General features: G+C 34.4%; 9 protein-coding genes. All 9 read right to left on the bottom strand.

The features are described from left to right. Nucleotides 1-372 precede the first annotated feature (372 nt). The 9 genes from F6K54_RS07445 to arsS all read right to left on the bottom strand — a co-directional run bounded on the left by F6K54_RS07445 (nucleotide 373) and on the right by arsS (nucleotide 13,331). On the bottom strand, nucleotides 373-1,410 hold the full coding sequence (locus tag F6K54_RS07445; protein ID WP_293076085.1) for an amino acid ABC transporter substrate-binding protein: 1,038 nt from the start codon (nucleotides 1,408-1,410) through the stop codon (nucleotides 373-375). A 375-nt stretch (nucleotides 1,411-1,785) separates the two neighbouring features. Further along, the gene (locus F6K54_RS07440; RefSeq protein ID WP_293076083.1) at nucleotides 1,786-2,022 is read right to left on the bottom strand and encodes a hypothetical protein; all 237 of its coding nucleotides are present in this window, start codon (nucleotides 2,020-2,022) and stop codon (nucleotides 1,786-1,788) included. 462 nt (nucleotides 2,023-2,484) lie between these two features. Next, nucleotides 2,485-3,195: an HAD family phosphatase gene (locus F6K54_RS07435; RefSeq protein WP_293076081.1), complete on the bottom strand. Its 711-nt coding sequence runs from the start codon at nucleotides 3,193-3,195 to the stop codon at nucleotides 2,485-2,487. A gap of 1,760 nt (nucleotides 3,196-4,955) precedes the next feature. Next, nucleotides 4,956-5,678 carry a TVP38/TMEM64 family protein gene (locus F6K54_RS07430; protein WP_293076079.1) on the bottom strand — a complete coding sequence of 241 codons (723 nt, stop codon included), beginning with the start codon at nucleotides 5,676-5,678 and terminating at the stop codon, nucleotides 4,956-4,958. 574 nt (nucleotides 5,679-6,252) lie between these two features. Continuing rightward, nucleotides 6,253-7,056: a DUF928 domain-containing protein gene (locus tag F6K54_RS07425; protein WP_293076077.1), complete on the bottom strand. Its 804-nt coding sequence runs from the start codon at nucleotides 7,054-7,056 to the stop codon at nucleotides 6,253-6,255. 975 nt (nucleotides 7,057-8,031) lie between these two features. Further along, complete coding sequence (locus F6K54_RS07420; protein ID WP_293076075.1) at nucleotides 8,032-9,960, bottom strand: adenylate/guanylate cyclase domain-containing protein; 1,929 nt, start codon at nucleotides 9,958-9,960, stop codon at nucleotides 8,032-8,034. 193 nt (nucleotides 9,961-10,153) lie between these two features. Then, nucleotides 10,154-10,594 (bottom strand): pentapeptide repeat-containing protein, encoded by a 441-nt coding sequence (locus F6K54_RS07415; protein WP_293076073.1) that lies wholly within the window; start codon nucleotides 10,592-10,594, stop codon nucleotides 10,154-10,156. Between the two features lie 1,092 nt (nucleotides 10,595-11,686). Beyond that, on the bottom strand, nucleotides 11,687-12,016 hold the full coding sequence (locus tag F6K54_RS07410) for a helix-turn-helix transcriptional regulator (RefSeq protein WP_293076071.1): 330 nt from the start codon (nucleotides 12,014-12,016) through the stop codon (nucleotides 11,687-11,689). A gap of 328 nt (nucleotides 12,017-12,344) precedes the next feature. Continuing rightward, nucleotides 12,345-13,331: an arsenosugar biosynthesis radical SAM (seleno)protein ArsS gene (gene arsS / locus F6K54_RS07405; protein ID WP_293076069.1), complete on the bottom strand. Its 987-nt coding sequence runs from the start codon at nucleotides 13,329-13,331 to the stop codon at nucleotides 12,345-12,347. Nucleotides 13,332-14,599: the final 1,268 nt, after the last annotated feature.

Genomic DNA, 14,599 nt, shown 5'->3' with positions numbered 1-14,599 from the left:
GGGTGTTGTAGTTCACCCCATTAAGGTAACACTTAATTAAAACACTTGTCTAGGAATATTTTTCTATAGATTTAGTAACTATAACTAAGATTTATCGGAGGTTATCCTATCACAACGTCCTTCTGCTTTTTTCTTCTTCCTTCTACGATAAAAAGTTTTTTTCTTTTTTTCCTTGGTAGGGCGACATCCCGTGGGACATTAGAAAAGTTTTAAATCTTAATTATTCGGTAAAGACTTTCTGTGGAACATCCCTACATTATTTTTTTTCACTCCTTCCTCCTTCCTTCTTCCTTCTTCCTTCTAGTATAAAGATTTGGGAAAAAGTGTAGATTAATTCCCAAATCTTTAATCGTTTTTTACGGCTATTAATTTTTAACGGAATGGAGGAGAATAAAGTAATCCACCATTTGTCCATAAATTATTTTGACCGCGAGGTAACTTAAATTGAGATTGTTCTCCTAAGTTACGGCCATAAATTTCACCATAGTTGCCTACTTGCTTAATAACTCTATAAGCAAAATCATTACTCAAACCCAAACCTTCGCCCAGGTCTCCCTCTACTCCTAAAAACCGTTTGATTGTAGGGTCCTCAGAATTTTGCTTTAGGTCATCTACATTTGCTTGGGTAATACCTAACTCTTCTGCTTCTATCAAAGCGTAAGTTACCCACTTAACCACGTCAAACCAAGCTGAATCATTATTTTTCGTCACAGGACCCAAAGGTTCCTTGGACATAGTAACATCTAGAATGGTATGAGTACCTGGATTAGGTAAAGTACTACGACGACCCAATAACTGAGATTTATCAGAAGTCATTCCATCACAACGCCCTTCTGCATAAGCAGCATAAGCTGGATCTGCTTGTTGAAATGTTAAAGTCTCAGCTTCGATGTTTCGTTTACGGAGATTGTCTGTTAAGTTTAGTTCTGTTGTTGTACCTGCTTCGACACAAATTGATTTGCCTTGCAAACCCTCTAAAGAATTAATCCCACTATCAGTACGAACCATCATCCCTTGACCATCATAAAATGTTGTGGGGGCAAACTCTAGACCTACAGTGGTATCTCGACTTACTGTCCAAGTAGTGTTTCGAGAAAGCATATCTACTTCTCCACCATTAAGAGCTGTGAAACGCTCAGTTGAATCTAGGTTACGATATTCCACAGCATTTGGATCATTAAATAAAGCTGCTGCTACTGCCTTGCAGATATCCACATCTATCCCTGAGTAATTGCCATTTTGGTCTACAAAGCTAAATCCTGGTATAGCTCCTTCTACCCCACAGTTTAATTGACCACGCTCTTTGACTATATCTAGACGGCTGGTGGCTTGTTGACTTTCTTCTTCACAGGCTGTTAATGGTAGTACCATCAACACAGTTGCTATTAACAGAGATAAGGACTTTTTCATAGTTAATTATGATTTTTTTGATCTGGGAAAAATAACCTATTCAAAAGTACCATAAGGTTTAACTTGGCGATCGCTTCTGGAGGACTTCAAGCAAATACTTTCGACATTTAGCAGGGAACAGGCAACAGGCAACAGGCAAAAGTTGGAAAAACATTTTCTAGTCTAAGATTTGTCATTAGTCTATGCCCTAAGCAATTATTTCTTAGCTATAGTCATTCCAGTTTAAGATTGAGACCAGGGTTTCTTACCTTGAAAGAGTTTCAGCTAAAAAGGTGTTCCAGTCTTATTCAGAATGACTATATATTTAGCTAAATAGTTTCTACTTATATTTGACATTATTTGAATATATAAGACTATATTTCTGTAGAACTTTGACTATACCGATGGTGAAGGTTCGCTGCCCAAACGTTCTTCAGCTAAATCCCTAATTAAAGATAGCCGAGACTGGATATATTCGTTAATTAAATCTGCTTCCCTGCCATTTAGGGAATTTCTAGTTTTCAACTGTTTGATTAACCACTGAACCAGGGTCGCATCATCTAGAGATATTAAGGTTGTAGCTTGGGAGTTTTCTATTAAAGACCAAACCTGACGCAACATTGTGGGAGTCATAGAATCTCCTTATTAGTATAAATAATCATCTTTTTGGCAGATTGGTACAGGCTAGTTAGTAATCTGGACGTAGCCCAAAGCACATATATTCCCAATCTTATGCTTTCTTAACTATTCTTTTATATTTAATTAAATAGTAACTGAAATCTACTAATATCAGAGGCAGTTCAACACAATAAGTTACAATTATTACCAATCTCTTTACAAACCGATGTTGTTCTTTACTTATTTTTGATGGGACTCAAAAGGTTTCATGGCTATTTGATCGGAACGAAAATTAAAGTTAAGTTGATTGACATATTTTTGGGCGAAGTTAGTGATATTTCGTCTAAAAAAACAGTATTCTTCTATACAAATATCTAAGAATTATAGGACTTACGCAGATACCCTATATATAGTACTCAAAACTATTGTCCAATAGTTACTGGACCCTATAAATAGTGCCTTTGCGTAAGTCCTGAATTAATAAGAATTAATTTGTTGATAAATTTTTTGTATTCTGTCCAATTCAAGGTCGGATAGATAATCTACACACCAGTTGGCCAAACGCTGGAGCATATGAAAAGGATAAGTATGGGCGACACCAACTACAGACATTCCTGCGAGTTTAGCTGCTTCAATTCCGGCAAAAGTATCTTCTATTACTAAACATTCTGAAGGATGTAGATTCATGTCTGGATATTGTTGATTTAGAATATTTACTGCCAACAAATAAGCATCGGGTTTTGGCTTACTAGCTTTTACATCATCTCCAGCAATAATTGTCTTAAAAAAATCAATTAAATTAGCTTTATTTAAGACTAATTCTACTTCGGATCGAAGAGCGCCACTAACTACAGCCATTTTCAGATTAGCTTGAGCGACCTGAGAAATAAAATCTATCGTATCTGAATAAATTGGCAACTCTTCAAGACTTTCTAATTGTTGTTGATAAGCTAGAGCTTTACGTTTAATTAGCTGGTCTAAATATCCTTCATTAATATATCTACCTCTTTCTGTAAGTATTCCTTCTAAACAAGCACTATCGCTTCTTCCTAAACAGAATTGGTTGTATTCTCCTGGTCTAAGTAACAAATTTTCATCAATTAATACTTGTTCTATTAATTTTTCATGGAGAAATTCATCATTAATAATTACACCATTAAAATCGAATAAAATAGCTTTGAGAGTCATTTCAGTTATCAGTTATCAGTTATCAGTTATAGCAATTATCATATTAGTGAGGTACGCGCATTCGTTTGTTTTAGGGAGTAGGGAGTAGGGAGTAGGGAGTAGTAATTCGAGAAACAGGGGATAGAAAAAAAGAAAAACAACTGTATCTCACGCTTTTTGAGAAACGCTATATCAGTTATCAGTACCGACTGCTGAAGTTTACTTTCTCTTAGTCGATTATATTGCTCCAAAAACTCCCCATCCCTCGACCGCTTTTCATCCCCTTGTAAAGTAGAGCGACAGCTCGCGCCACATCAAGAAATAGTATTTACCGAATAATTAAGGTAAAAATCCTCTTCTTTAAAGGAGAAACAAGCTGTCGAGGGATGGCGAGGTCTCTTCGCCATATCCAATCAACCAAGAGAGAAAAAATTTTCCTTTTATTCAATCCTCTTCCTTTTAGGGCTATGCTTTATAAACATCTTTACTTAACATAAAACTTGACAAAAATATCATTTGATGAATTAGAGTCTGAAAGCTCCTAGTGTCGTTACGATCGCAACGACAAAAAACAACTTTTAGGAGTACACAAGTTAGTCAATTTGTCAAAGCTTGTAAAACCAACAAAATGCTCGTAAGCTTTTGATAATAGGCATTATCCACTTTTGTAAAGAATTTTGCTTATAATGGATAGCTTTTAGGGAGAGGTAATTATCAATTATCAATTATTGAACCTATTCTTTGGTCATAAATTATAGCGATTTATAATTCAATTAATTAGGGTTTGCGCTCAAAAGTCTGATGGTGATGATAGGCAACAGCTCCGAAAGGCAACAGGCAACAGTTGAGACTATCTACTACGGCCAAATTTTCTGATAGTCAGGGGAAAAATATTAGCATTTTTAGACTAATTGAGCCAAAAAATGCTACAACTTATATTAGTCAATGCTTTGATATTTAATCAGCAAGCTCTAAGTATTTATACTATATAAATGATCTTCATTTACCGAAAAATTGTGGTCTAAAGTCTCCCCTTTTAAGCCCACATTCCGCACTTCAATTTGTAACCCACATTCCGCACGTCAATTTGTAACATTAAAAGTAGTATGTAATTTCTATTATTGGTAAATATTTATATAGTATAAATTACTTCTCAAAAGTCAAATTCTCAGTTAAATATTAAGCATAAATACTTACTGAATTATTGATTCCTATTGACCACTATAATTTTCTTATTACTTCTTACTTCTTATCTTATTACTTCTTACTTATTACTTCTTACTTCTTACTTATTACTTCTTACTTCTTACTTTTGACTTATATTTTTATGCTACGTTTTGTCGTGCGGAATGTATGTTTAAGGGGATAAAAAAAAGAACATATTCCTTATGTCAAGCCTCTTGCTTCAACTAGAGGTACTGATAACTGATAACTGAAATGACCTTGATCGGGAGCCAAATTCTCAGTTAAATATTAATAATAAATAGGGCTTGCTGATTAAATATCAAAGCATTGACTGATATTGGTATTGGCCTTTTTAGGTCTTGAAAAAGTACAAGGTTTTCGTCTTCCGGCAGCTCAAAAAGGAGCGGATTTTGGACTGACTATGGCAGAAAAATTAAGGGATAATTCTTCCTACTGCCTCCTCTACATTCCCCATTTCTCCTGTCCCCCTCCTGGGAGGGGCGAGGGGTGGGTTGTCTCCTGTCTCCTACCCCAGTAAAAAAACTTTCCATACGCAAACCCTAAATACTTACTGAATCGTTGACTCCTATTGACAACTATAATTTCTTTTGTAGAGCTTTTTTAGCAATTTTTGTCACATAAAGAGTTACTGCAACTGTAGCTATTAAACCTACTCCATAAAGAATCCATTCTTCTTTAGTGCGCGTTCTTCCTTCTGTGCCCAAAGTTGCTAAACTGCTAGCTAGGGAACCAAGATATACATACATTACTGTTCCTGGCATCATCCCAATCCAAGAAGCGAAAAAATAATCTGGTAAAGATACTTGGGTTAGGCCAAAAGCATAGTTGAGTAGGTTAAAAGGAAAAATAGGAGATAAGCGAGTTAGTCCAACGATTTTCCATCCCTCGTCAGCTACTGCTTCATCAATGGCCTTAAAGTTTTCATTTCCTTCTATCTGCTGAGAAACCCAACCTCGCGCCAGATAGCGACCTACTAGGAAGGCACAAGTTGCACCAATAGTGGAAGCAACAGAAACGTAGATAGAACCGAAAATCGGGCCGAATAAAAAACCTGCGCCCAAGGTTAGTAGTGAGCCTGGAAGGAATAAAACTGTGGCCAGGATATAAATAATGATAAAAGCTATGGGACCCCAAGGGCCAAGAGTTTTGATCCAATCTAAGGCATCGATCAAGAGTTGTTGAGCGTTAAATTTATGAGCAATAACAAGGAGAGTTGCAACTACAAAAACTATTAAGAGTGGTTTGAGTAGCTTGTTTAATTTTGGCTTTTTTTTTGTTTCTTGTTCTAGGTTATTCATCTATATACAGAGTTTACAATAATCGTTGGTATTAATTTATATGATACTTGTATATAGAGGTACAAACCTTGATTTTAATCGTAGTCTTATCAGATTTTTATCTAATTTTCATTTAACATCGATTATGACTACGGAGTGTTTTGGGATGATTTTTTTGAGTGTTTATTAGGCATCTTTGATACTTATGTTTAACTTAGTTGCTTGATTCATAGAGATGCTTGATAAACATTTAAAATTGAATGACTGTTAGAAAAAGGTTTTAATTAAATTTAGATGTGATACCTAGTTTTCTAACAGATATTTTTCTAGTAATTCCAAAATATTTATCCTTATCCATACCTGATACTAATTACCAAAAGTAATACTATACTTAGGTGGCGCTTCAATATATTAAGTAAATAATATGAGAAAAATCACCTTTTTGATAATTAGAACCCTAGAGCGCATTAATTATTATGATGTCTACTTCTACCCTAATCCCCTACTCAATAAAATGTAGAAAAGTTTTTGAGAAATGGTATTATTTGTTGAGTTATTGGGTTATCTGACTAATTAGAACTATGGAATTAATTTGCTAATTAGTTGAATTTAATGGCTCTGTAGCTACATCATTTAAACCTACTGAATTGAGCAGATTTTGCCATTCTGATTTAAGTTTTTTATCGTTTGGATTAGAACTAATTTTTTCTGCTAAGGCATCCAGTTTTTCGTGCCATATACCTGTGTCCGAATAAATTAACCAGCGGTCGCTCTCTGATTTTTGCTGTAGTTCTTGTGTCAAATTTGGGTTGGGATTAACTCTTTTAATTGAGCTTTGAACAACAGTTCCATAACCACTTCCTTCGCAGCTTAAAGAGAATGTCAAGTTATAATTTTCGCCTACTTTTAATTCTGGTTGATTTTTGGGAATTTTAATAGGTATAATGCCCTGACTATTTGACACTGGTATTAGCTTTTCATAAACTATTTTTTGACTAGAGTCTTTCAAGATAAATTCTCCAGCTATAGCTGTGTTTTCTGGCACATACATATAAATTGTTGGATGTGAGGCTAAGGTTACTAGGGTTAATTCTTGTCTTTGATTTATCTTGGGAATTAGAGGAGTTAGAGGTTTTTGATTTTCATCTATACAATTATCTTGTCCTCGCGATCCTCCACCATAAGTACCTGTTGAACCGCCTTCGACTCTAGGAGTAATATTTGCTAAGGTATTTTTCAAAATACCTAGAGTAGTATCTGCTTTACCATTAGTTGAACTAGCAGAGTTAGTAGGATTTGCCGATGTACTGCTGGGAAAAGAAGTAGTAAATAATCCTAAAACTAATGTCAAAACCATAGTTTTGAGAGTAATAGAAAAACGGAAATTTTGTAGATACATATTCTGAATTCCTTTTTTGTTTTGGGTAAATGTTTTAATTACTTAATTACTATTATAGTTTATCTATTTATGAATTGTATCAGTAGCTATTGCAAGAAGGTATAATACCAATTTTAAAAAAGAGGGATAAAAAGACTTTATAGAAGATGTCCCTTTGGCTAATAAGATAAGTTATAAACTAAGAAATGGCATCGAAGCTATTTATTCTGACTCCTGACTTCTCCTCCTGGGAGCAGTTAGGGGTGGGTTGACTCCTAAGAAATACCCTAGCTATTTGTAGTAAACATTTATTAATTTTTTATAATGGAGGAACCAGAAGGGAATAAAGCTTGTAGGTAAGCATTCAGCCGTCAGCCAGCCTCCTACCAGAGGAACTGCGGACTTCAGCTATCAGCTATTGCTTTTAGTTTAGGATAAAAGCAATATTTAATTGTCTTACTACAAAAGTTGACTCCCTTGTCCTTAAAGTCTATTTCAATTTAGACACTGTCCTTAAGGAGAGAGTCTTGTTGCTGATAGCTAACAGCTAATAGCTGAATACTTACGCTTGTAGAATCAACTTTTTAACATGATTTTAACTGATTATTGAAGTAGGTAAGTGAAATTAAATCTAAAATTTCCGAAGCGAGGTATGTTTGCAGAGTAAGCCAGGAAAATAATCCCATAGTTACGATTGCTTTCCTCACAACTTGCTCCCAAATATTCCTAGTTCGGATGCAGTATATTACATTTATTTCTACTCATATACTTACTTATGCAATTCTGCACTAGAGTGTTGATCAATAGACATCTCCAGAAAAGAGGGAATTGTTATAACTCCTGAATTCTGTTTGCGAAGCATGACCGGAAATTCTGACTCCTACCCTTACCACTCATACTTTATTCAGCAAGCCCTAATATATTTTTTTGGTTGTAGAAAAATAGCAACATTGATAAGGAGTGAAAATTTTAAATTATTTGTTGTTTATGGTTAATTTAAAAATAGTTTTTCCCAGTAACTAAGTATACATTTACTGGTATTTTTTTTCCTTTTAAATTTAAATCCCCCCAGGGTTCTACTGAAAATCTTTTATCTAAATATTCCAAAGTTTCCTGAGCAATCAAAATGCGACAAATTCCTGGATGACGTTCTTTATCAAAACTTTCTAAGCGAGAAGCAATATTGACACCATCCCCAATTACTCCATATTCTAAGCGATTTTTTCCACCTAAACTACCAACTGTGACAGTTCCAGTATAAATTCCTACACGCATTTTTAATTCTGGAGAATTTTGTTGTTGCCATTTTTGATTTAATTGTGATAGATGTTGACTCATTGCTAAAGCACAATTAACTGCATTTTGTGCATCTATAGCAATCTCTTCAACGCTGGTACGAGGTACTGGTATTCCAAATACTGCCATAACTCCATCTCCAGTAAATTTGTTGACTATTCCGTGATGATTTATGACAATATCTGTCATGGCACTCAGATATTCATTCAACCAATTCATTAAAGCTTCTGAAGTTTTTTTTTCAGAGATAGTACTAAAGTTTTTTAGGTCAGTAAATAAAATTGTTGCTGTAACTGTTTTTGGAGGTAAAATTCCACTATTAATCAGATATGAACGTTCTTGCCAAAGAGCATGAGCAATCTCTGGAGAAGTTTGTTGACCTAATAATTTCATCACCATATTTTGTTGTTGCCATGATTCCTGAATTTTGTAGACTATTACTACCCCACTTGTCATAACTATTCCTAATATTGGTGCTACTACAGGTATCCATCCCATATTGATAAAAATGCCATAACTAATAGCTACTAAAACTCCTAAAACTAGATAATTAACTAGCAGCAAAATTAAAGGTCGTCTGATATACCAAGCAATACTACCACCAACCATTGACCAACTGAAAATCCATAGTATTTCCGTTGATTCATCCCAGTACCAAAATAGCTTTTGCTCGTCAAGAACTGCACTAATAATTTGACTGGTAGCTTGGGCATGAATTTCTACTCCTGACATCTTTGACTTTAACAAGTCTAACTGAGCAAAACTGTAAGGAGTAAAAGAAAAGTCGTTGCTACTAGGAGCCGTATTACCAATTATCACAATTTTGTTTTTAACTAATTCGGGGTCAAAATTACCTAATAAAACATCTTTGATTGTAATTTTTGGAGCTATAGATTGAGAATTACGATAATTAATTAAAATTGGATATCCTTGAGCGTCGATGTGTTGATATCCTCCAGAGTTTGGTTGTAATTTTTTAAATATTGCGTCACCTAATTGGTATTCGTTATTTTCAGTTATCTGAGGAATTATTTCATATTTTTGGAGATAAGCGAGGGCTAAATGTAAAGCAAACGCTACCATTGTTTCTTCATCATTATTAATAAATAATGAATAGCGACGAACTACACCATCTGGATCAAGAGGAATATTATTAAAGCCTATTCTTTCCTTTGGGATACTAGGAGGTGGCGGTATTGTACTCACAGATCGATCGCCAATAAAAGTAATACCAAAAACATTTGGTTTCTGTAGCTGTTCTACTAATTTTGTATAACCAGGATATTTAGGAACATCTCGGTATAAATCTACACCTATTACTTTTGGTTGATGCTCTTGTAGAGAGGCTAAAACATCTGCTAAATTTCTATCGGATATTGGCCACTGTCCTAAATGCTGTATATCTTCTTCAGTAAGCTCTACTATTAATAATCTGGGGTCAGAAACTTCATCAGGCCCCAGACGCACCATCCCATCAAATACAAATAGCTCTAGTCGCTGTAATGCTCCTAAGTACCTGAAAAATAATAAACTCAGAATTGCTCCACCAGAAACTAAAATTACTGATATTGGTATTCTGTAAGAATGGACTTTTTTATATATCCACTTAACAAAATGTATAGGATGCATAATTTTGAAGGCCATTCATCCTGATTAGATTTAGGATGAAGCAAGTATTCTCCACACTCTTGCTCAAATTAAACAAAAACAAGCATGAGAATTACTAAACTTCAGATACATTAAGCCCGACAATTCCCGGCAAAAGTAGGGAAAACCATTCATAGCAACGTGACAGCAGAACCATCCACGCACCTAATTTCACTTACTCATGTCTTGCGCCATCTGGCATAATTGCACCACTGAGGAGTGCCCCTTCTATACTAGCTCCTTCAAGGTTTGCTCCTCCTAAATTGGCACCTTCTAGATTTGCTCCTGCTAAATTGGCACCTTCCAAGTAAGCTCCTCCTAAGTTCGCTCCTCCTAAGTAAGCTCCTTCTAAATTGGCACCTTCCAAGTAAGCTCCTCCTAAGTTCGCTCCTCCTAAGTAAGCTCCTCCTAAGTAAGCTCCTCCTAGGTTAGCTCCTCCTAGGTTAGCTCCTCCTAACTTTGCTCCTGCTAGGTTAGCTACTGGTAATTTTGCTTCTCCAAGATTGGCCCCTCCTAGATTTACGCCTCCAAGTCTGGCTCCTTCTAGGTAACAATTTGGACATTCGCGAGTTTCGAGTAAAAGTCTAATGTTTCGTTCTATTTGTTGGTTAGTCATTTCAGTTATCAGTTAACAGTTATCATTTATTAGTACCTGCTCCTGGAATAGGGAGGCTTGAAAATATAGCAATGTGCGCTGGCATATTTACAAATTACAGGAGGTGTCCAATAGCTAAAATCTTATATGATTCCTACGGAATGCTTACGCAAACGGTTTTTTATTCCCCCTGTTGCCTGGGCACAGTACTATACTGAATTTTCTTTTCTGTTGGTCAATTGGATATGGCGTTCCTTTTAGGACTGTAGGAAAAGAAAACCTGTTCTTATAGAGCTGCTCCGCCGTCTCATCCCACCCTACGGGAAGTTCCAAACTTTTTATCCCTTTGTAAAGCGACAGCTCGTGGCGCAGCTAAGGGGATGCTATTGACCAGAAAATCAGGTCATTATTTGGAATAATAAAACCCACATTCCGCACGACAAAATGTAGCATAAAAATCTAAGTCAAAATTCAAAAATTAAAAGTTAAAAGTCAAAAGTAAGAAGAAAATTATAGTGGTCAATAGAAGTCAAGGATTTAGTAAGTATTTATGCTTAATATTTAACTGGGAATTTGACTCCCGATCAAGGTAAATGAAAACAATTTATATAGTATAAATACCTAAGCAAGCTACGGATTTTATACTAATTTTCATGTTACAAATTGAAGTGCGGAATGTGGAATAAAATATAATCTAGCTATCTATACTTATAGTGCTATATTGACTACTCCAACGTCGCTTTTCGGTAATTTCATTTGAGCTGCTTCGGTCGTGAAAACCTATTCCCTTTTCCCTGTTAAGTGTTCCCTACTATGGGCAAAAAGTCTATATCTTTTTCAACTGATGTCTAATTTTTATTCTTAGAGCGTAGAATCATCAATGATGAGAATCCCCCATTGCGTTACTGTGATTTGATGCCGGGAGTATGTCAAGCATGAGACTTAGTATAGACTATGGGAAACAATAAAATAGAGAAAAGGTAAAAATAGGATAGGATAGAGTGTTTTTTGGTTGTTAATTGTTAATTGTTAATTGTTAATTAAACGGATAATGATATTAGTATTGCTATGATTTTCAGACCGGATACAAAGTATTTTTACCAGGTATTGCGGTTAACCATTATTGGCACAAGGGTTAGCTGCTAAAGGGCTAAATTTTTTATATTCTGATAGGTACTTTTCTAAATTTTCAAATTGAGATAAATTAAGACTGTAATATATCCAACGACCATCCTGGCGACTTTTAACTAAAGAAGCTTCTTTGAGATTTTTGAGATGAAAAGACAATTTGGACTGAGAAACTTGGAGGCGATCGCATATATCACATACACATAGCTCTTGTTTAAGCAACAGTTCTAATATTTTAATTCTTAATGGGTCAGAAAGTGCCTGAAAGCTTGCTGCCATAGAGATAGGGGATAAGTTTAGTGATGTTTCTAGCATTTATTTATGTCAATTTTTGTCAATAAGTAATACATATTATAGCTCATTTATATCCCACGTTCCGCACGACAAACATACTACAACAGTATTTTTTACGAAGAAGGTGGATTACAGCCTCTGTTATTAACAAGAACTGTCAATAGTCTATGTAATATGTATTTTTACTTATAAAATTTATGGTTATTGCCAGACAAGGTTTTCGACGGCTAGCCTGAAATACTACATTTTGACGTGCGGAATGTAGGTTATATATGACCATAATTTGAAATTCAGAAAATTTAACACCTTGAAATTAATCCTCAAGCTACTATTCAAGGGTTAGTTTAAACTAGATTAATGATCCACTACAACTAGAGCCACAACCTGCTGTACAGCCGTAACAATAATTTGCTGTCTGCACTTGTTCAATTATGTCTAAACTATTAGCTTCTAATAACTTAGCTACTGTGATTTTTTCAATTTTGTTAGTTTGAGCTGGGATATTTTCCATCTGATTAAAGTCACAGTCATAGACATTACCTAAATAATCAATTGATAATTCATTTCGACACATTAAATTTTCTACAGTCTCAGAATTAAAATTCGACTCTAAAAAATCTAGATAAGGCTGATATATTTTTCTATTTTGCAGATATAGTTTAGTTCTACCTATGGGTAAATTAGTAATTGTAAATAGTTGGTTAAAGTTGATGTTAAAATTTTCTTTTAAATATTTTTTATAGTCTTCTTCTAGATTTTTTTGATTAGGAGGAAGGGTGAATTGATTTTTACTTGGAACGGGAGGATTATAAACTAAATCTAAGACCAGATTTGGATTTTTTCCATATCCTAGTTTGTTTAACCATTGCAATGCTTTAATTGATTGACTATAAACGCCATAACCGCGCATTTTATCGACATTATCTTCTAAATAACAAGGCAATGATGCGACAATTTTCAGTTGATTTTCAGCACAATATTCTGGAATATCTGCAAATCCTTTGACAAAATAAATCGTTAAGTTAGAACGAACAATTACTTCTTTTTTATTTGTTCTAGCAGCTTTAACTAATTGTTTAAATCCATAATTCATTTCCGGCGCACCGCCAGTTAAGTCAACTGTTTGAATTTGAGGAAATTTATTAATTAGTTCAATTAATTGTTCGCAGATTTCTGGGGAAAGTTCTTCTGTTCGTTTTGGGCTCGCTTCGACATGACAATGGGTACAGGCAAGATTACAACGTTTGCCAAGATTAATTTGTAAAACAGTAATTTTTTTCTTGGTTAGGGTTTTATTAAGTTTGGCTTTGAAAGGTTTAAAAGCTGTATTAACCATTTTTAGAAGTTGATAATAATAATTATACTTTTAGCGAAAAATTTTGGTCTAAAGCTTCCCTTTTTAAGGAGATAAAAAAGAGAATATTCCTGATGTCAATCCCAATGCTTTCCTACAGAATGCTGCACAAACAGCTAGAAGTACTGATAACTGATAACTGAAATGACCAGTAAATAAATTTGTACCAGGGTAAGAATTTTGGGCGATCGCTCCACTTGTATTAGTATTTGATTTAATAGTTGAATTAGAGTTAAGGAAATAACCAGTAGTTATTCCTCAACTTAGATATAGCAGTATAGCAGTAATGGCAAATTTATGAAAATAGTGATGTTTGATAAAAATCAATACATTTAATTTTGAATTTAATTATTCATTAAAGACATTTATCATTAAATCTAAGTAAACTGAATCTAACCTGAGAAATAATTAAGAAATAGGCGAGGAACTATAAGTATCTGTACTTTAAGTTAGGGAGTCAAGAGTCGGCATCAAAGCAAATTATTGAATAGTTTTGCAGGTAATTTTGTCGAATAATTCAAGGTTTTAAACCTCTCCTTGACTTTGCCACAAGTTGTCGGACTACAGGGTAAAAAATTCTTTTAGTAAATCTTCTTCTTTTCAAGAAAGGTAATTATTAATTGTTAATTTTTGAATGTCAGTATTTTTTTTGAATTTTATATCCCACATTCTGCACGTCAATTTGTAATATTAAAAATAGTATAACCCCCCTTTATTGGCAAGTATTTATACTATATAAATTATATTCATTTACCGTAAGTATTCAGCTATTAGTAGTCAGCTATCAGCAATAATACTCTGCTTTTAATGACATAGTTTAAATGAATATAGACTTTAACGACTTTTGTAGTAAGATTAATTCTGGCTCAATTAATACAGCTTTAAAGCCACACGAAAAGCAATAGTTGTTAACGCAGTTCCGACCATAGGAGGCTAGCTGATAACGCAGTTCCTCCGACAGGAGGCTAGCTGACGGCTGTTTGCGCAGCATTCCGGAGGAAATGCTTACTATTTACCTTGATCGTAAGTCAAATTCTCAGTTAAATATTAAGCATAAATATTTACCGAATTATTAATTATTAATTATTAATTATTAAATAATTCTGGTTTAAAGCCTCCCCTTTTAAGGGGAAAAAAGCGGTCTCCGGATGGCGAAGTCCCCTCGCCATATCCAATCAACCAAGAGAAGAAATAATATTTCCTTATATTCAATTCCGTAACGGTTTTAACCAGAGTTAATTATCAATTAT

The organism is Okeania sp. SIO3B5 (assembly GCF_010692555.1).
In the GTDB taxonomy this organism is placed as follows: Bacteria; Cyanobacteriota; Cyanobacteriia; order Cyanobacteriales; family Microcoleaceae; genus Okeania.
The sequence above is the reverse complement of the archived record's forward strand: the minus strand, read 5'-3'. Positions and strand labels throughout refer to the sequence as shown.